The sequence below is a fragment of the Pseudomonas sp. SP16.1 genome (assembly GCF_052682975.1).
This window is the reverse complement of sequence record NZ_JBQYFZ010000001.1, coordinates 2,022,150-2,040,409: the sequence shown is the minus strand read 5'-3', so window position 1 is coordinate 2,040,409 and position 18,260 is coordinate 2,022,150. Positions and strand designations below refer to the sequence as shown.

At 67.1% G+C, this 18,260-nt stretch carries 18 protein-coding genes and 1 pseudogene; 6 read left to right on the top strand and 13 right to left on the bottom strand.

The window, feature by feature from the left end:
- The first annotated feature begins 10 nt into the window (after positions 1 to 10).
- The gene (gene ligD, locus ACUTAF_RS09900; RefSeq protein WP_445579784.1) at positions 11 to 2,524 is read left to right on the top strand and encodes a DNA ligase D; all 2,514 of its coding nucleotides are present in this window, start codon (positions 11 to 13) and stop codon (positions 2,522 to 2,524) included.
- A gap of 20 nt (positions 2,525 to 2,544) precedes the next feature.
- On the opposite strand, the gene ACUTAF_RS09895 is transcribed toward ligD, so the two are convergent.
- Positions 2,545 to 3,330, bottom strand: a complete 786-nt coding sequence (locus ACUTAF_RS09895) for an NAD(P)H-dependent oxidoreductase (RefSeq protein WP_445579783.1) — start codon at positions 3,328 to 3,330, stop codon at positions 2,545 to 2,547.
- A gap of 86 nt (positions 3,331 to 3,416) precedes the next feature.
- Between ACUTAF_RS09895 and ACUTAF_RS09890 the strand changes: the two genes are divergently transcribed.
- A complete protein-coding gene (locus ACUTAF_RS09890; RefSeq protein WP_445579782.1) occupies positions 3,417 to 4,310 on the top strand; it encodes a LysR family transcriptional regulator in 894 nt (297 codons plus the stop codon).
- Here the strand turns inward: ACUTAF_RS09890 and ACUTAF_RS09885 are convergent.
- The 5 genes from ACUTAF_RS09885 to ACUTAF_RS09865 form a co-directional block, all read right to left on the bottom strand.
- The gene (locus tag ACUTAF_RS09885) at positions 4,307 to 4,552 is read right to left on the bottom strand and encodes a hypothetical protein (protein WP_445579781.1); all 246 of its coding nucleotides are present in this window, start codon (positions 4,550 to 4,552) and stop codon (positions 4,307 to 4,309) included. The two genes, ACUTAF_RS09890 and ACUTAF_RS09885, sit on opposite strands and share 4 nt — an antisense overlap.
- A 38-nt stretch (positions 4,553 to 4,590) precedes the next feature.
- Complete coding sequence (locus tag ACUTAF_RS09880; RefSeq protein WP_445579780.1) at positions 4,591 to 5,058, bottom strand: hypothetical protein; 468 nt, start codon at positions 5,056 to 5,058, stop codon at positions 4,591 to 4,593.
- A gap of 1 nt (position 5,059) precedes the next feature.
- On the bottom strand, positions 5,060 to 5,962 hold the full coding sequence (locus ACUTAF_RS09875) for an alpha/beta fold hydrolase (RefSeq protein ID WP_445579779.1): 903 nt from the start codon (positions 5,960 to 5,962) through the stop codon (positions 5,060 to 5,062).
- A 47-nt stretch (positions 5,963 to 6,009) separates the two neighbouring features.
- Positions 6,010 to 6,489, bottom strand: a complete 480-nt coding sequence (locus tag ACUTAF_RS09870; RefSeq protein WP_445579778.1) for a nuclear transport factor 2 family protein — start codon at positions 6,487 to 6,489, stop codon at positions 6,010 to 6,012.
- 83 nt (positions 6,490 to 6,572) lie between these two features.
- A complete protein-coding gene (locus ACUTAF_RS09865; RefSeq protein WP_445579777.1) occupies positions 6,573 to 7,373 on the bottom strand; it encodes an SDR family NAD(P)-dependent oxidoreductase in 801 nt (266 codons plus the stop codon).
- Positions 7,374 to 7,504: 131 nt separating this feature from the next.
- Between ACUTAF_RS09865 and ACUTAF_RS09860 the strand changes: the two genes are divergently transcribed.
- A complete protein-coding gene (locus tag ACUTAF_RS09860; protein WP_445579776.1) occupies positions 7,505 to 8,491 on the top strand; it encodes a GlxA family transcriptional regulator in 987 nt (328 codons plus the stop codon).
- Between the two features lie 27 nt (positions 8,492 to 8,518).
- Here the strand turns inward: ACUTAF_RS09860 and ACUTAF_RS09855 are convergent, their stop codons facing one another.
- Positions 8,519 to 9,538: a zinc-dependent alcohol dehydrogenase family protein gene (locus ACUTAF_RS09855; RefSeq protein ID WP_445579775.1), complete on the bottom strand. Its 1,020-nt coding sequence runs from the start codon at positions 9,536 to 9,538 to the stop codon at positions 8,519 to 8,521.
- Positions 9,539 to 9,645: 107 nt separating this feature from the next.
- Between ACUTAF_RS09855 and ACUTAF_RS09850 the strand changes: the two genes are divergently transcribed.
- A complete protein-coding gene (locus tag ACUTAF_RS09850; protein ID WP_445579774.1) occupies positions 9,646 to 10,524 on the top strand; it encodes a LysR family transcriptional regulator in 879 nt (292 codons plus the stop codon).
- On the opposite strand, the pseudogene ACUTAF_RS09845 reads toward ACUTAF_RS09850, so the two are convergent.
- From ACUTAF_RS09845 to ACUTAF_RS09820, 6 genes and pseudogenes are all read right to left on the bottom strand, one after another.
- Positions 10,507 to 10,743: pseudogene (locus ACUTAF_RS09845) on the bottom strand (helix-turn-helix domain-containing protein); the annotation flags it as partial. The gene ACUTAF_RS09850 and the pseudogene ACUTAF_RS09845 sit on opposite strands and share 18 nt — an antisense overlap.
- 42 nt (positions 10,744 to 10,785) lie before the next feature.
- Positions 10,786 to 11,193 (bottom strand): putative zinc-binding protein, encoded by a 408-nt coding sequence (locus ACUTAF_RS09840; RefSeq protein ID WP_445579773.1) that lies wholly within the window; start codon positions 11,191 to 11,193, stop codon positions 10,786 to 10,788.
- 22 nt (positions 11,194 to 11,215) lie between these two features.
- The gene (locus ACUTAF_RS09835) at positions 11,216 to 11,893 is read right to left on the bottom strand and encodes a Crp/Fnr family transcriptional regulator (protein ID WP_445579772.1); all 678 of its coding nucleotides are present in this window, start codon (positions 11,891 to 11,893) and stop codon (positions 11,216 to 11,218) included.
- Between the two features lie 68 nt (positions 11,894 to 11,961).
- On the bottom strand, positions 11,962 to 12,684 hold the full coding sequence (locus tag ACUTAF_RS09830; protein ID WP_445579771.1) for a hypothetical protein: 723 nt from the start codon (positions 12,682 to 12,684) through the stop codon (positions 11,962 to 11,964).
- A 174-nt stretch (positions 12,685 to 12,858) separates the two neighbouring features.
- Positions 12,859 to 13,494 carry a two-component system response regulator NarL gene (gene narL / locus ACUTAF_RS09825; protein ID WP_445579770.1) on the bottom strand — a complete coding sequence of 212 codons (636 nt, stop codon included), beginning with the start codon at positions 13,492 to 13,494 and terminating at the stop codon, positions 12,859 to 12,861.
- On the bottom strand, positions 13,491 to 15,293 hold the full coding sequence (locus ACUTAF_RS09820) for a HAMP domain-containing protein (RefSeq protein WP_445579769.1): 1,803 nt from the start codon (positions 15,291 to 15,293) through the stop codon (positions 13,491 to 13,493). The genes narL and ACUTAF_RS09820 overlap by 4 nt, the downstream gene beginning before the upstream one ends.
- Positions 15,294 to 15,526: 233 nt before the next feature.
- On the opposite strand from ACUTAF_RS09820, the gene ACUTAF_RS09815 reads away from it, so the two are divergent.
- Together ACUTAF_RS09815 and ACUTAF_RS09810 are read left to right on the top strand one after the other, a co-directional pair.
- Positions 15,527 to 16,789 carry an MFS transporter gene (locus ACUTAF_RS09815; RefSeq protein ID WP_445579768.1) on the top strand — a complete coding sequence of 421 codons (1,263 nt, stop codon included), beginning with the start codon at positions 15,527 to 15,529 and terminating at the stop codon, positions 16,787 to 16,789.
- A gap of 18 nt (positions 16,790 to 16,807) precedes the next feature.
- Positions 16,808 to 18,223 carry a NarK family nitrate/nitrite MFS transporter gene (locus ACUTAF_RS09810; RefSeq protein WP_445579767.1) on the top strand — a complete coding sequence of 472 codons (1,416 nt, stop codon included), beginning with the start codon at positions 16,808 to 16,810 and terminating at the stop codon, positions 18,221 to 18,223.
- Positions 18,224 to 18,260 lie beyond the last annotated feature (37 nt).

Genomic DNA, 18,260 nt, shown 5'->3' with positions numbered 1-18,260 from the left:
GAGCACGAGCATGGCCAGAGCGCAGAGCGAATACAGCCGCAAACGCAATTTCGAACGTACCAGCGAGCCGCCAGAGCGCGTCGGCAAGCAGCGCAGCAAGGCCGGCGCGCTGCGTTTCGTGGTGCAAAAGCACGACGCTCGGCGCCTGCACTACGACTTCCGCCTGGAGCTGGACGGCACCTTGAAGAGTTGGGCGGTACCCAAGGGCCCGAGCCTGGACCCGCGCCACAAGCGCCTGGCCGTTCATGTCGAGGATCACCCGCTGGAGTACGCGTCTTTCGAAGGCAGCATCGCCGAGGGCAACTACGGCGCCGGCGACGTCATCGTCTGGGATCAGGGTATCTGGCAGCCCCGCGGCGACCCGGCCGCCGGCTATGCGGCGGGCAAGCTGAAGTTCAGCCTGATCGGCGAGAAGCTGGCCGGCGACTGGACCCTGGTGCGCACCCGCCTGCGCGGCAGCGGCGACAAGGAGCAGTGGCTGCTGATCAAGGAGCGCGACGACACCGCCCGACCAAGCGACGAATACGACATCGTCGAGGCGCAGCCGCAGAGCGTGATCAGCGGCGCGCTGGTCGGCGGGCCGAGCAAGAAGGCCAAGGGCAAGCCGCCGAGCAAGGCGAAGGCGACCGCCGCCGAGGACTTTCCCGCCAGCCTGGCGCCGCAGCTGGCGACCCTGGTCGAGCGACCGCCGCAAGGGGAATGGCTGTACGAGGTGAAGTTCGACGGTTACCGCATTCTGACCCGCATCGCCGATGGCGAGGTGCGGCTGCTGACCCGCAACGGCCACGACTGGACGCAGCGCCTGCCGCTGCAGGCCAGGGCCCTGGCCAAGCTGGGCCTGCACGACAGCTGGCTGGACGGCGAAGTGGTGGCGCTCGATGAACAGGGCCTACCGGATTTCCAGCAGTTGCAGAACGCCTTCGAGATCGGCCGCAGCCACGACCTGGTCTACTACCTGTTCGACGCACCGTTCATCAACGGCGAAGACCTGCGCCAGACCCCGCTGGAGCAGCGCCGGGCGCGGCTCAAGCTGCTGCTGGGCAGCTCGCGCAACGGCCCGCTGCGTTTCTCCGCCGCGTTCAACGCGCCGCACCGCGACATCATGGAAAGCGCCTGCGCCATGTCCCTGGAAGGAGTGATCGGCAAGCGCGCCGGCAGTTTCTACCTGTCGCGCCGCAGCCCGGACTGGATCAAGCTCAAGTGCCGCCTGCGCCAGGAGTTCGTCATCGTCGGCCACACCAGGCCGCAGGGCCGCCGCAGCGGTTTCGGTGCGCTGATGCTGGCGGTGAACGGGGAGGGCGGTCTGCGCTATGCCGGGCGCGTCGGCACGGGGTTCGGCGAGGCGGTGCTCAAGGAGCTGCATGCGCGCCTGCAGAAGCTGGCACGCGCCGATTCGCCGCTGGCGGGGAAGCTGACCGCGGCCCAGGCCCGCGGCGTGAGCTGGGTCGAACCGCAGCTGGTGGGCGAGGTGGAGTTCGCCGAGTGGACGCGCGAAGGCATCGTGCGCCAGGCCAGTTTCGTCGCCCTGCGCAGCGACAAGCCGGCGACGCAGATCGTCCGCGAGCGACCCAGCGCACCGCCACCACCGCCGCGCAAGCAGGGTTCAACCAAGGCGAACGGCAAGCCGCTGGTCGCCGGCGTGGCGATCAGCAATGCGCAGCGGGTGATCGACCCCGAGAGCGGCACCACCAAGCTGCAGCTGGCGCAGTTTTACGAAGGTATCGCCGACTGGCTGCTGCCGTATCTGGACAACCGCCCGGTAGCGCTGCTGCGCGCGCCGGACGGCGTCGGCGGCGAGCAGTTCTTCCAGAAACATGCCGAGCGCCTGGCCATTCCCAATATCAAGCACCTCGATCCCCGGCTCGATCCCGGCCATGCCCGGCTGATGGAGATCGACAGCCTGCCGGCACTGGTCGGCGCGGCGCAGATGGGCTGCATCGAGCTGCACACCTGGGGCGCCACCAGCGACCGTATCGCGACGCCGGACCTGTTCGTGCTCGACCTCGATCCGGACCCGGCGCTGCCCTGGCGCAGCATGCTGGAGGCCACCCACCTGATCCTGGCGGTGCTCGACGAACTGGGCCTGCAGGCATTTCTCAAGGCCAGTGGCGGCAAAGGCATCCACATCATCGTGCCGCTGGCTCGGCGCGCGGGCTGGGACGAGGTCAAGGCCTTCGCCAAGGCCATCGCCGAGTTCATGACGCGCCAGCTGCCGGAACGCTTCACCGCCACCTCGGGGCCGAAGAACCGGGTCGGCAAGATCTTCATCGACTACCTGCGCAACACCCGCGGCGCCAGCACCGTGGCCGCCTACCCGGTGCGCGCGCGGCCGGGGTTGCCGGTCTCGGTGCCGATCGCCCGCGACGAGCTGGACGAGCTGCGCAGCGCCCAGCAATGGACGGTGGGCAATCTGCGGCAACGCCTGGAGGGCCTGGAGGACGATCCCTGGCAGGGCTACGGCAACCGCCAGCGCCTGAGCCGCGCCATGTGGCACAGGCTCGGCGCCAGGCCACCCGCCCCCTAGGGTGCGTTCGATCCGGGGCGCTAATCGGCCGTCTCGATATGCACGCCGACGCCCGTCTGCCCCGGGGCGATCTCCGCGCGCAGGGTCAACGCCGGGATCTCGTAATCGCCGGCGTTCTGCCGGCGGAAGGGAATCGGCGCGGTGCTGAACAAGGCGTCCAGGCGCTCGCCAAGCTGTTCGCAGATCGCGGCATAGCGCTGCGCGTCGATCTTGCCGGTGCGATAGACCACGAACGGCGGCAGCACGTCGAAGCCGGGGTAGTAGAAGATGCCGTGGTGGATGGGAAACAGCAGCTCGTCGATCGGGCCGTTGATGCCGCGCGGACCGTAGTGCGACTCCCAGCCGCCGGCGGTGACCATCAGCATGGCGCGCTTGCCGACCAGCGTGCCCTCGCCGTAGCGGTCGCCCCAGCGCGCATCGGAATGCTCGCCCACGCCGTAGGCGAAACCATAGGCATAGACGCGCTCGACCCAGCCCTTGAGGATCGCCGGCATGGAGAACCACCAGAGCGGGAACTGCAGGATGACGGCGTCCGCCCACAGCAGCTTTTCCTGTTCGTGCACGATATCCAGGCTCTGCAGGCCGTTCTCGTAGGCGTGCTTGGACTCGAGCGAGGGATCGAAGCGCTCGCCGTTGCGGCGCTCGATGCTGTCGCCTGCATCGAGCTGCGCCTTCCAGTTCATCGCGTAGAGGTCCGAGAGCTGCACGCTGTGACCTGCGTCTTGCAGGCGCTTGATGGCGAAATCCCTGAGTGAGCCGTTGAGCGAGCGGGGTTCGGGGTGGGCATAGACGAGCAGGATATTCATGGGCTTGAGCCTCCACCGGTGGTGCGGGCAGGATGGCGGCTCGGCCGGTATAGTTGAAATGAATGTCTGATATCCCAGGTATTGCGATGGCTAATTTCGGCAGGCTCGATCTCAATCTGCTGGTCACCCTCGATGTGCTGCTGGCCGAGCACAACGTCACCCGCGCGGCGCATCGCCTGAACCTGTCGCAGCCGGCGGTGAGCGTGCACCTGGCCAAGCTGCGCGAATACTTCGGCGATCCGCTGCTGCTGCCCGGGCCGCGTGGCATGTTGCCCACCGCGCGCGCCGAGGAACTGCGCGAACCCCTGCGCCTGGCCCTGCAGGCGCTGGGCTACGTGGTCGCCCCGAGCCACGCCTTCGATCCCGCCGAGGCCCGGCTGACCTGGCGGCTGATGGCCTCCGACTATGGCGAGTCGACCATCGTCCTGCCGGCGCTGGCCGGGCTGCGCTCGGCGGCGCCGCATAGCCGGCTGGCGGTGCTGGAACTGGCGCCGGCGCGCATCGTCCGCCAGGCGGAGCGGGGCGACATCGACCTGGCCTTGCATACCCTGGACGACGCGCCGCCCGGGCTGCATGCCCGCAAGCTGTTCACGGAACGTTATGTGCTGGCTGGCCGCGCCGGGCATCCGCAGCTGCAAAAGCCGCCGACGCTGGAGCGCTTCTGCCAACTGGAGCAGGTGGTGGTGTCGCCGAACGGCGGCGGCTTCGCCGGGGTGACCGACGAGACGCTGGCGGCGGTTGGCCTGTCGCGCCGGGTCGCACTCTCCGTGCCGCACTTTCTGTTCGTGCTGCAGGCGCTGCAGGCCAGCAATCTGGTGGCGATGCTGCCCGAACGCCTGGTGCGCGCCCACGGCGGGCTGCAGCTGTGCGAGCCGCCGGTGCGGGTGCCGGGCTACGAGATGGTCATGCTCTGGCACGAGCGGGTCCATCGCGACCCGGCCCATCGCTGGCTGCGCGAGCATATCGCCGGGGCGATCTAGGAAACCGGGACCTGCTCAGATGCGTAACTGAGGTTGCCCAGGTCTATCGATACCAACAGGTCCGTAGTGATGGCCCTGCCGTTCGAGTCTCGTCGATAGGCCCTGCGCTTGCTCGGCATCAGCAGCCCACTGGCCGAGATGTAGTCATGCACATACTGGGCAGCCGGAATGCCACCACTGACGTCGACGGTGTAGTCATGCCGACGCAGGAGGAAGTCGTCGCCGAAGTAGAAGTCCTGCACCTGGCAATGAGTCGCGACATCCTCGGGAAAGCGAACCCTCAAGCGGCGCCAGCGTTCGGCCCCTTCCTGCCAGGGCTCGATCTCCTCCGCCAGTACCCCCGGCAAGCAGAACAGGAAGGCATGGTGAGGTAGGACCAGAGCGCATAGCCATTGAAGTAGGCACGGTGCAGCGGATCCCAGGGAGTCGTTTCGCCGTGCCCGAGAAACGAGCTTCTCGGATCGAGGCGCTCTGCCACCACGCGCCCCTCGCTCGTCTCGACGGCGATGCGCCCGGGAGAGTAGGCCGTACGCTGATCGGGCGCACCGAAAGGCATGACCGAGGCGCGCTGCTCGTGCAGCCAGACCGACATCCGGCGCGACTGGCTGTCCTGCTTCAACCCCTTCATGTCCCATAGCGCGCCGCTGCTGGTGATGCTGGCCTCCACGCGGCTGAACTGGCGCCAGCGCTCGATGCCGCCATGGGCGTCCAGTACCCGATCAAGCAGTTCAGAATCCCGCTTGCTCATGTCATTGTCCTCCTTCGGGGAGCGGTTGCCCGAGCACCGCCTGGATGCGAGCGGCGATGTAAGTGCAGTGGCTCTCCAGTGCGAAGTGTCCGGTCTCCAGCAGTTCGATCACCGCGTGCGGTACATCGCGGGCGAACGCCTCGGCACCAGCCGGCAGGAAGAACGGGTCGTTGCGCCCCCATATGACCAGGACCGGGAAGTCGCTCTTGCGCAGCCAGGCCTGGAACGTCGGGTACTGCCTTATGTTGTTGGCGTAGTCCAGGATGAGATCGAGCTGAATGTCTTTAACGCCAGGCCATTCGAGAAGGCTGTAGTCGAGCATGATGGCTTCCGGGGCGATCAACTCCGGGTCGGAGACGCCGGTGAGGTACTGCCAGCCGGTGGCCTCGGCGCTCAGCAGCGCGTCGCGGATAGCCTTGCGATTGGCGACAGACGGATCTGACCAGTATGCCCGTACCGGCGCCCAGGCCTCGCTGAGCCCTTCTTCATAAGCGTTACCGTTCTGCGAGATCAGCCCGGTTATCCGCTGCGGCTGCAGCAATGCCAGGTGCAGCCCTATGGGCGCCCCATAGTCGAACAGGTAGAGGGCGTAGTGCTGCAGTCCCAGCTCGCTGGTGAATGCCGCCAGGGTCTCGGCAATCTGCGCGAAACGGTAGACGTAGCCTCGTTCGGCGGGCACCTGGGTGAAGCCGAAGCCGGGGAAGTCGGGGGCGTAGACATGGAAATGCTCTGCCAGCAGCGGCAGCAGGTGGCGGAACTGATGCGAAGAACTGGGGAAACCATGGAGCAGCAACAAGGGCGGCAGCCCAGGCCGACCCGCCTCGCGGTAGAAGAGGCGTACACCATCGACCTCGAGGTAACGATGGCGCACGGCTGTCGAAGAACAAGAGACGGCTTCATGCATGGCAGATCACCTGACCGGATCGCGCCCGAGACTCGGGCCTGAGTGAGTTAGAGTCCCAGCTCCGAAAGCCCGGGATGTTCGTCCGGGCGGCGACCCAGGGGCCAGTGGAACTTGCGCTCCGCCTCGCTGATCGGCAGATCGTTGAGGCAGGCATAGCGATTGACCATCAGGCCATCCTCGGCAAATTCCCAGTTCTCGTTGCCGTAGGAACGGAACCAGTTGCCCGAGTCATCCCGCCATTCGTAGGCATAGCGCACGGCGATGCGGTTGTGGGTGAAGGCCCAGAGCTCCTTGATCAGACGGTAGTCGAGTTCCTTCGCCCATTTGCGCTCGAGGAAGGCACGTGCCTGCTCGCGCCCCTCGATGAACTCGGCACGGTTGCGCCAGCGCGTATGCGGGCTGTAGGCCAGGGCGACCCCGGCGGCATCGCGGCTGTTCCAGCCATCCTCGGCCAGGCGGACTTTCTGCAGCGCCGTCTCGTGGGTGAAGGGTGGCAGGGGCGGGCGGATCTCGGTCGGCGTGGACATGTCTGCACCTCATTCAGTGATTCGCGCGTCGTTTCGACAGGGCAGGCGGCCGGCGCTCCGCCGCCTGCATGGACAAGCGTTGCTCAGGCCCGGCGATAGCGCTGCGCCACCGACTGGCGGGAGAGATTGGGAATGAGTTGCTGCCGCGCCGCTTCATAGGCCTGCCAGTCTGCAAGCTCGGGCAGGGATGGAATGGTGAACAGCTCGCCCTGGTCGAAGCCGGCCAGCGCTGCGTCCACCAGATCGTCCGCCTGCATCACGATCTCGCTCGGCAGGGCGTCCACCGGCGTTCCGGCGACCGTCCAGAACTCGGTGGCGACTGCCCCCGGGACAACGGCCTGGATACGCACGCCCTTGCCCGCCAGTTCGTGATGCAGGGACTGGCTGAGGGCCAGCACGAATGCCTTGGTTGCGCCATACACCCCGTTGAGGATCTCGGGCGCGATACCCACGATCGAAGCGATGTTGATGATGGCGCCTCGTCCCTGCGCCACGAACCTCGGTGCGGCGGCATAGGCCAGGCGGGTCAGGGCGGTCACGTTCAGCTCGATCATCCGGGTCATCGCATCCACGTCCGAATCGAGCAGTGCCGTGGTCGCGCCGATACCGGCGTTGTTGACCAGCAGGGACACATCGTCGCGTGAGCGCAACTGCTGCTCCACCAGGGCCAGTCCTTGCCTGTCGCCAAGATCGGCGACCAGTACCTCGACGCGCCGGCCCGTCTTCTCGTGCAGGCACTGCGCCAGCCGATCCAGACGCTGCCGGGAGCGCGCCACCAGAATCAGGTCATGGCCGCGGGCGGCCAGCCGTTTGGCATAGAGCGCGCCGATGCCGGACGATGCGCCAGTGATCAGCGCGGTGCCATGGGAAGCCTGGGTTGTCATAGCCGTTTCTCCTGATGAGTTGCGAAGGGAGTGGAAGAGGAGCTTTTGCAGGAGCGTACCCGGCCTTGTCGATGGCTCAAATGTCATATATACGTCTTTTCAAGACATACCCCACGCAGGCGGGCAGGCAGGTGCATCACGTAGGTTTCGCGGTATTTCCCAACTTCCAGGTCATGAGCCTGGCGGTCGTTTCGGCCTTCGAAATGGCCAACATCGCCATCGGCGAGGCCTTCTACCGCATGCACCTGCTATCCGAGCAGGGTGGCCCGGTGCTTTCGTCGGCCGGTTTTGCGGTCGCAACCGAAGCCTTCGGCAAGAGGGCGCTGGATACGCTGGTGGTTAGCGCGGCAACCCATATCCAGCCGTCCTCGCCGCGGTTGCTGGACTTCGTGCGCCAGTCCGTGGGCAAGTCGCGGCGGGTCGCGGCGCCCTGTACCGGCGCCTTTACCCTGGCCGAGGCAGGCGTCCTCGATGGTCGCCAGGCCACCACGCACTGGTTTTTCGCCCGCGACCTGAAAAGGCGTTATCCGAAGGTACGCCTGGAGGAGGACCGCATCTTCATCGTCGACGGCAACCTGTGGACCTCGGCCGGCATGAGCGCGGTCATCGATCTGGCGCTGGCGATGATCGAGCAGGACTTGGGCCCCGAGGTCGCTCGCAGCGTGGCCAAGAGCCTGGTGGTCTACCACCGGCGTGCTGGCGGGCAGTCGCAGTTCTCCGCGCTGGCGAAGTTGAGGCCGAAGTCCGACCGTATCCAGAAGGCCCTGGACTACGCCAAGCAGAACCTGCAGGGCCGCCTGGCGGTGGACGAACTTGCCGAGGCCGCCAACCTCAGTCCTCGCCAGTTCAGCCGGGCCTTCAGGGCCGAGACCGGTCAGTCACCGGCCAAGGCGGTCGAGAGCCTGCGCCTCGAGGCGGCCCGCCTGCTGATCGAGAGGGGCCGCCTGTCGATGGATCGCATCGCCGTGGAAACCGGCTTCGCGGATCGGGAAAGGATGCGCAAGGCCTTCCTCAGGGCCTTCGGCCAGCCGCCGCAGATGCTCAGGCGCGCCTCCCGCGCCGTCTCGCAGCAGGCGAGTACGGGCCAGGCAGAGGGCCCAAGCCATGGGGCTGCATGAGACTCGCACGCGCCCCTGCTGCGCCAGTCATTGTTCTGCCGAAGCGGGTTCGTCCAGCAGATCGATGACCGTCTTGCCCACTCCGGAACCCTCGGCGATCTGGCGGAAGGCCTCGTTCACCTCATGCAGCCCGAAACGATGGCCATCCACCCGGACCGCCAGTTTCCCGGCATCGGCCAGTGCGGCGGCCTCGCGCAGGATGGCGCCATGCTGCTCACGCCCGCGCCCTTCGAGCAGCGGCATCAGGGTGAACACTCCCGAGTAGCTGGCGCCCCTGAACGACAGCGGCGCCAGGCTGTGCTGACCCCAGCCCAGGCAGCTGAGCACGTGCCCGGTATAGGGCCGCACCGAACGGAACGCGGCGTCCAGCGTGTCGCCACCGACCGTGTCGTAGACGATGTCGAAGCCTTCGCCGGCGGTATGCCGCTGGACATAGTCCTCCACGGCCTCGGTCCGGTAGTCGATGGCCGTGGCGCCCAGCGCACGGATGAAGTCGAGGCTGCTCGCCGAGCCGGTGGCAAAGACCTCGGCGCCGCGGGCCCGGGCCAGCTGTATGGCCGCCTGGCCGACGCCTCCCGCACCGCCATGCACCAGCACGCGTTGGCCGGCGCGGACATTGGCGCGATCCACCAGGCCCTCCCATGCGGTGATGAATACCAGCGGCAACGCGGCGGCCTCGCGCATGCTCAGCTGTCGCGGTTTCGGCGCGATCAGGCGGGCATCGGCGGCAATGTACTCGGCCATGGTTCCCTGGTTGCCACCGACCCCACCGGCCATGCCGAAAACCTCCATACCAGGCATGAAGCCCTCCACCCCCGCCCCCAGCTCGATGACAGTGCCGGCCAGGTCCAGGCCCAGCACGGCGGGTAGCGTCTGACGGGCATGGGCTGCCGCGCCGGATGCGATCTTGGTATCCAGAGGATTGACGCCGGCGGCGTGAACCCTGATCAGAACCTGCCCCTCGGCGGGTAGCGGACGAGCAAGACTGCGTACGGCCTGAGGGGCCTGGGAGGACTCCGCGATCGCGGCAAGCATGCTGTGATTCATGATGGCTAACCCTGAGTGGTTGAACGCCTACAGGTTGCCGTCCTCGCCGCATTCCGATAAGAACTGAAAAGTGGATATCACTCATTCCAAGATGAGGCCTAATTGCAATGGACCTGTTCGACAGCATGCGCCTGTTCGTACGCGTCGTGGAGCGTGGCTCCTTCACCGCGGCAGCCCGCGAACGCAACGTCGGACAACCGGCGGTGAGCAAGCAGATTCGCGCACTGGAGCAACATCTCGGTGGCCCGCTGTTCGTTCGCAGCACCCGGCACCTGGCCCTGACCGACCAGGGCCAGAGGTTCTACGCCGACTGCCAGGTCATCCTCGCCAACCTGGAAAGCGCCACCCTGAGTTTCGCCAGCGGCCAGGAGCAGGTCGCCGGGCTGCTGCGCATTGCCGCGCCCGTGAGCTACGGACGGCTGTGCCTGGCACCACGGCTAGGCAGGTTTCTGCAGCGCCACCCGAATGTACGGATCGACCTCAGGCTGAACGACCACCATGAGGATCTGCTCAGGGAAGATATCGACCTGGCCATTCGTATCGGCGCAGTGAAGAACGAGGGCCTGGTGGCGGTGCCTCTCGGCGCCAGTGTGCGACGGGTCTACGCAGCGCCTGCCTATCTGAGTCGCCATGGCCTACCGCGTGATCCCAGCGAGCTGAGCGGCCATAACTGCATCGGCTTCACGCTGCTGGAACACTACGACATCTGGCACTTCAGCCGTGGCGCAGAGGAGTTCGACATTGCCATCCAGGGCAACATGACCAGCAACAGCAGCGAGGCCATTCGCGAGCTGGTGCTTTCCGGCCTGGGCCTCGCCCTGTCTCCCGAGTGGCTGTTCGCAGCCGATCTCGAGCAGGGCAAGGTTGTCACCCTGCTGGACGACTACCGGACCAGGGCTCTTCCCGTCCAGGCGGTGTTCAGTCCGGAACGACGGCGCTCGGCGCGGACGATGGCCTTTGCCGACTTTCTAAGGGAGCAGCTCTGAGTTCGGGAGCAGCTTCTGCCTCCATTCGCCGGGACTGACCCCCACCTTGCGGCGAAACGCCCTGGCCAGGGCGGACGCGCTGTCATAACCAACCTCGTCGGCGATCAGGGTAATCGACCGTCCCTCGCGCAGGCGTTTCTGCACCAGGCTGACCCGCCAGCTGGCCAGGTAGTCTCCCGGGGTAGTGCCGAGCACCTGGCGAAAGTACGCGGCAAGGTTGGTCGAAATGAAGCAGCGCAGCCATCTTCAGGGGCAAGGCCCTCAGTCCTGTGCAACCCGCTGCGGCGCCCGGAAGCGTTTGTGCATGCGCTCGCCGGCCAGCAGCTCGACCACCTCGAGATAGACCTCCTCGACCGTCTCGCTGGTGAAGTCCTCGCCATAGCGTTTCTTCAGGCCCTGTTCGCTGAGGATCAGGTGCTCGCTGGCGCGTACGCCGTGCTGGTCGAGGCAGCCGCGCACGCACTGCAGGCGGCAGCCGTCGATGGCGAGGATCGGCCGGCCGCTGTTGGCCTTGCTGACCAGCGAGGAGACCCGCCCGCCGACCCCGGCGATGCAGGACATCTCCGCCAGGCCGGCGCGGTCCAGGCGCACCGCCAGGGTGTTGGCCAACTGCGCCACGTTGGAGCAACCGGAGCAGGAATAGACCAGGGGCAGCTTGGGATCGCGCATGAGAACCTCCTCGCCGGCGGCGTCAGTCGTGGTAGTTGGCCAGTCGCGGCCGGTCGAGGACGCGGATCACCCGACGCTCCATGGCGATCAGGCCGTCGTCGATCAGGCGGTGCAGGATGCGCGAGAAGGTCTCCGGCTGGATGCCCAGCTGCGAGGCGATCAGGCGCTTGGGCACGCTGAGCTGGATGGTGCCGTTGCGCGCCTCCTGCTCCTGGCAGAGGTAGCGCGCCACCCGCCGGCTGGCATTGGCCAGGGTCAGGGTGTCGATCTCGTTGAGGCGCTGGTGCAGGCGTGCACTCAGCCGGCCGAGCAACTCCAGGCAGGTCTTGGGCTGCTCCTCCAGCAGGCGTCGGTAGTGGCCGGCGTCGATGCTGACCAGGGCGCTCGGCTTGAGCGCGCTGGCGGTTACCGGGTAGTGGCGGGCGCCGCTGAACATCAGCGCCTCGGCGAAGCTCTGCCCGGCGGAGATCACTTCCACCAGCTTTTCCTGGCCCTCGGGCAGCACCCGGGTCAGGGTGATGCGTCCTTCCAGCAGCAGGTAGAAGCGGTCCGCCGCATCGCCCTGGTGGAACAGCACGCCGCCGACCTCCAGGCGCCGCTGGATGGCCAGGCAGCAGACCTCCTGGAAAAGCGCCTGCGGCAGACGGTCGAACAGATGGTGCTGGCGTAGAGCCGTTTGGGTCGCGGAATCGGTAAGCATGGTCCACCTCCATGTCCGGCATGGTAGGCGGGCAGCGCGGCGCCTCCCATTCCTCGGAGGCGCTACCTCTAAAGTGGCAGACCCTCTAGGCGCGTGAGGTTCAGCAGCAGGCTGGTACTGACCTGGTGCAGCCAGGGGGCGCCGGGTTCGTGGGGCGGACGCTCGTGCAGCAGCTCCAGTTCCCGCAGCAACCGATCAACCTCGGCGTGGCAGGACACCAGCCTGGCGAGCTCGACCAGCGCCCGGTGACAGCGCTCGCGGCAATCGTGCAGCAGCGCCGGTCGATCCAGATGTCGTGCCAGCGGTTCGCTCAGCGCCAGCAGGCACAACGTGTGCTGGCTGTAGCCGTACACCTGGCCGCATTGCGCCAGCCAGCACGCGGCAGGCGAAGCGCAAGCGCTGGCGAGCCGCTCGGCCAGCTCCAGCGAACGCCGCAACAACTGCTCGGCGAAAGCCAGCGCCGTGCGCCGCAACTCGTCGTCCCCGGCCGCCGTGAGCAGCAGGCCGTAGCTCTGCCAGAGCGCGGCCAGGGCCTCGACCTGCCGGCCGGCGTCGCCCTCGACCAGCCCGTGCAGCCCGCGCCGGCAGCGCTCCAGTTCCTCCAGGCTGTGCTGGCGATGACGGCGGGCGACGCCGTGATCGTCGAGCAGGTAGTAGAGCAGGGCCTGCTGGCCGAGCAGGGCCTGCCGATTGGCCAGGTGCAGGGCCTTCAGCCGGCGCCGGTTGGCGTCCTGCGGTGCCTCGAAGCCGGGCAGCCCGAGCAGCAGCAGGCTGCGTAGCAGGGAGCTCAAGGCCGGCTCCCGGCTAGCGATCCGGGCCGGGCGAGGCGGGGGGCGAAGGGCATGGCGGTCTCCACGGGCTGTGACGGGCCGAACGATAGGGCCGGGAGCCGGCGCCGCCTTGATGCTCATCAAGTTCCGTCGTGCAGCCAGCGCAGGACGTTCTCCGAAGACGGCTTGGTCTCTCTATAGATTCTCCAGCGCCCACACCGCCGCCTCCACCCGCGAGCGCAGGCCGAGCTTGTGCAGAAGGTTCTTCATATGCACCTTGACCGTGCCTTCGGTGATGCCGAGCTTGTTGCCGACCATCTTGTTGCTCAGCCCGCCGGCGATCATCTTCAGCACCTGGCGCTCGCGGTCGGTCAGCTCCGCCGAACTGGCACCCTGCGGCGCGCGCAGGGCCTGGGCCAGCACCGTGGTCAGCGACGGGCTGATCACCAGGGTGCCGCGCAACACCTCGCGCAGGCGGGCGATCAGCTGCTCTGGCTCCATGTCCTTGAGCAGGTAGCCGTCGGCACCGAAGCGCAGGGCGTCGCGCACGTCGTGCTCGGCGTCGGACACGGTGAACAGCAGGATCTTGCCGGTGAAACCCTGTTCGCGCAGGCGCTTGAGGGTCTCCACGCCGTTGAGCTGCGGCATGTTGTTGTCCAGCACCACCAGGTCGGGGGTCAGCCGCTGCAGCAGGGTGCAGGCCTCGACGCCGTTGTTGGCTTCGCCGACCACGGTAAGGTCGCCTTCCAGCTCGATCAGCTGGCGCAGGCCGCGGCGCATCATGGGGTGGTCGTCGACCAGGACGAGGGTGTGGGGCAGGGTGGCGTTCATGCGAGAGTCTCGGGTGTCAGTTGGCGCAGAAAGCCCGGGCAGAAGCGCAGGCGTACCTGGGTGCCGCGGGGCAGGCGGGGGGACAGGAGTAGCGTGCCGCCGAGGCTGCGGGCGCGCTCCTGCATGATGTTCAGGCCGTGGTGGTGGCGGCTGTCGAAGTCGGGATCGATGCCGATGCCGTCATCCTCGATCAGCAGCTCGACTTCCTCGCCGCGCTGGTGCAACTGCACCCAGGCCTGGCTCGCCTTGGCGTGACGGGCGCAGTTGGACAGCGCCTCGCGGGCGATCTGCAGCAGGTGGATCTGCTCGGTGGCCGACAGGCTGAAGGCCAGCGGCGCGCTTTCCAGCAGCACCTGCAGGTCGCCGCGCTCGGCGAATTCGCGGGCGGTGTCGTCCAGCGCCTGTTCGATGCCGCCGTCCTGGATCTGCAGGCGGAAGGTGGTGAGCAGCTCGCGCAACTGGCGGTAGGCGCTGTTCAGGCCCTCGCGCAGTTCGTCGCTGACCTCCAGCAGCAGCTCGCTGCTTTCGCCGCGGCGGATCAGGGTCTGCAGGCGGCTGACCTGCAGCTTCATGTAGGACAGCGCCTGGGCCAGCGAGTCGTGCAGCTCGCGGGCGATGGTGGTGCGCTCGTCGAGCAGCAGCAGGCGATTGTCCTGCTCGCGCTGGCGCTCCAGCGACAGCGCGGTGCCGATCAGGTTGGCCAGTGCCTGGATCAGTTGCTGCTCCCACTGGCGCGGCAGGTGGCCGTCCTCGTAGTTGGCACGCAGCTCGCCGAGGCCGATGCCCTGCGAGCTGATGGCGAAGCTCAGGCCGCCGGGGCCTGCATGGCGCACGCAGCTGGCGCAGTCGCTGCGCGCGCAGATCTCGCGAGACTCGTTGCCGTGGAGGGCGATCAGGTGCTCCACCGGCGCCTGCGGGTCGCCCTTCAAACATAGGGTCAGTCGCAGCCCGGGCAGGCGGCGCTGGAAGCTGTCGATCAGCACGTCCAGCTGTTCGGCGGTGGCCGGGCTGCTGGCGATGCTGCGGCTGCTCTGGTACAGCAGCTCGAGGGCGGCGTTGCTCTGCGCGAGGCTCTGCGTCTTTACCGCGACCCGCGATTCCAGGGTGCGGTGGGACTCCTCGATGGCGTCGGCCATGGCGTTGAAGCTGTCGGCCATCTGCCCCAGCTCGTCGCGGGAGCGGTATTCGATGCGCGCGTCGAGGTCACCGGCACGGAAGCGCTCGGTGGCACCGACCAGCTCCTGCAGCGGGTTGATCACGCTGTTCTGCAGCTCGTACATGCCGATCAGCAGGATCACCACGGTCAGCAGCAGCGCCGCACCCTGGATGCTCTGCTGCCAGCCTTGGCGCCGCTCGCTCTGCTTCTGCAGCTGCATGACGAAATGTTCCAGCAGGCCGACGAAGGCCTCGGATTTCTGCTGGAAGCCCTGCCGGTCGTCGGCCTGCAGCGCCGGCAGCAGTTGCTCGTGCCAGTGCCGCTGGATGCCGTCGAAGGCCGTCCACAGCGGCCCGCTGCGTTCGCCACCGAGCATGTGCTGCAGCGTCGGGCTGTCCAGGCGACGCTGCATGTCCAGGCGCAGACGGTCGACGGCTTCCGCCGGCGCGTCGGCTTCCAGCTGCCAGTTGAGGCGGTAGGTGGCCATGCGCAGCGAACCGGCGGTGTTGATGGCTGCCGCGTCGTCCTCGCTGACCCAGGCGATCAGCACGGCGCTGAAGGCGCTGCAGAACGCCAGCGCGGCGATCAGCACCACGGCGAGCCCCGCCCGGGCGGGCAACGAGCCTTTCAGCCAGTCCAGCATCTGTGCTACCTCCAAAGAGTTCGGCAGCCTGCAAGGGGCTTTCCGGAAAGGCTCTTTTCTTATCTAACGCATTGATTTTAAAGGGCTTGAGCGGGATTTTCCGCTCTACCACTTTGGTGGTAGAGGCGCCCATGGTAGGGCCAGAGGGCCGAGTGGCTCCTTGATCCAAGTCAATAGAGCGCGAGCGCCGGGCAATAGCCTGCAGCCATGAAAACCGCTTGGGGAAAGCGTTCATGGCGAGCCACAAAGTGCAACAGGGGTTGGTGCTGGGGATGAGCACCACCGCGTTCACCATCTGCTTCATGGTGTGGATGATGTTCGCGGTGCTCGGTGTGCCCATCAAGGAACTGCTGCAGCTCAACGAGACCGAGTTCGGCCTGCTGGCCGCGACGCCGGTCTTGACCGGTTCGCTGGTGCGCCTGCCGCTGGGCATGCTCACCGACCGTTTCGGCGGGCGCATCGTGTTCTTCCTGCTGATGCTGGCCTGCGTGCCGCCGATCTACCTGATCGGCGAGGCGACCCGGTACTGGCAATTCCTCGCCCTGGGCCTGTTCGTCGGCCTGGCCGGCGGCTCCTTCTCGGTCGGTATCGCCTACGTCGCCAGGTGGTTCGAAAAGTCCAGCCAGGGCCTGGCCATGGGCATCTTCGGCGCCGGTAACGCGGGGGCCGCGCTGACCAAGTTCCTCGCCCCAGCGATCATCGCCGCGGCCAGCTGGCAGATGGTGCCCAAGGTCTACTCGGCGATCATGTTCGTCACCGCGCTGCTGTTCTGGTTCTTCACCTACGAGAACAAGGCGCACCGGGTGCCGAGCAGCGTGTCGCTGGGCGAACAGCTCAAGACCCTGAAGGACCCGCGCGTCTGGCGCTACTGCCAGTACTACTCGATCGTCTTCGGCGGCTACGTCGCCCTGGCCCTGTGGATGACCAAGTACTACGTGCAGGAATACGGCTTCAGCCTGCAGAGCGCGGCGCTGCTGGCCGCCTGCTTCTCCCTGCCGGGCGGCCTGCTGCGCGCCATCGGCGGCTGGATGTCGGACAAGTGGGGCGCACACAGCGTGACCTGGTGGGTGATGTGGGTGAGCTGGATCTGCCTGTTCATCCTGTCCTACCCGCAGACCGACTTCACCGTGCACACGGTCGACGGCCCGCGCACCTTCCATATCGGCCTCAACGTCTGGCTGTTCACCCTGCTGATGTTCGTCATGGGCATCGCCTGGGCCTTCGGCAAGGCCTCGGTGTTCAAGTACATCGCCAACGACTTCCCCGATCGCATGGGCGCGGTGTCCGGCATCGTCGGCCTGGCCGGCGGCCTGGGCGGCTTCGTCCTGCCGATCCTGTTCGGCGCCCTGGTGGATCTCACCGGCGTGCGCTCTTCCGCCTTCATGCTGTTGTACGGCGTGGTCTGGGTCTCCCTGATCTGGATGTACTTCAGCGAGGTTCGCAAAACCCCGGTTATGGGCGCCGGCTCCCTCGGCCCCATGAATTCCGCATCCTGACGTTCGAGGAGACCGAGCATGTCGGCAATCAAGAATCCCGCGCTGGGCACCCCCCCGCGGCAAGGTCCGGTGATCGAGGACTGGCGTCCCGAGGATCCCCACTTCTGGGGATCGGTCGGCAAGACCATCGCCACCCGCAACCTGTGGATCTCCATCCCGGCGCTGCTGCTGGCGTTCGCCGTGTGGATGGTGTGGAGCACGGTGATCGTGCGCCTCAACGCCATCGGCTTCGCCTTCAGCACCGACCAGCTGTTCTGGCTGGCGGCGCTGCCGGGGCTGTCCGGCGCCACCCTGCGCATCTTCTATTCGTTCATGGTGCCGGTGTTCGGCGGGCGCCGCTGGACCGCGCTGAGCACCGCCTCCTTGCTGATCCCCTGCCTGTGGATGGCGATGGCGGTGCAGGACACCGCCACGCCCTACAGCGTGTTCGTGATCATCGCGCTGTTGTGCGGCTTCGGCGGCGGCAACTTCGCCTCGTCGATGTCCAACATCAGCTTCTTCTACCCCAAGGCCCAGCAGGGCACGGCGCTGGGCCTGAACGCCGGCCTGGGCAATCTGGGCGTGTCGACCATGCAGTTCCTGGTGCCGCTGGTGATCGGCTTCGGCCTGTTCGGCGCGGTTGGCGGCAAGCCGCAGGAACTGGCCGACGGCAGCCAACTGTGGCTGCAGAACGCCGGGCTGATCTGGGTGCCGCTGATCGTGGCGGTGACCATGGCGGCCTGGTTCGGCATGAACGACCTGGCCTCGGCGCGCGCCTCGTTCGCCGAGCAGGCGGTGATCTTCAAGCGCAAGCACAACTGGCTGATGTGCTGGCTGTACCTGGCCACCTTCGGCTCGTTCATCGGCTTCGCCGCCGCCTTCCCGCTGCTGATCAAGCATTCGTTCCCGGAGGTCAACGCCCTGCAGTTCGCCTTCCTCGGCCCGCTGGTCGGCGCCCTGGTGCGTCCGCTCGGCGGCTGGGTGGCGGACAAGCTCGGCGGCGCGCGGGTGACCCTGTGGAACTTCGTGGTGATGATCGGCGCCGTGTTCGGCGTGATCGCCTTCCTGCCGCAAGGCGGGCAGGGCGGCAACTTCTACGGCTTCCTGGCGATCTTCATGCTGCTGTTCGTCACCACCGGCATCGGCAACGGTTCGACCTTCCGCATGATCCCGGTGATCTTCCGCACCCTGCACGAGCGCTCCAGCGCCGGCAAGGGCGCCGCCGCCCGCGAGCAGGCACTGAAGGAAGCCGGCAAGGAGTCGGCCGCGGTGCTCGGCTTCAGCTCGGCCATCGGGGCCTTCGGCGCCTTCTTCATTCCCAAGTCCTTCGGCAGTTCCATCGCCCTCACCGGCGGGCCGGAGTTCGCCCTGTACCTGTTCGTTGGCTACTACGTCAGCTGCATCCTGGTCACCTGGTGGTGGTATTCGCGCAAGGGCGCCGAGACGCCCTGCTAGACGGTCCCAACCCCGATTAACGACGAGCGCGGGGCCG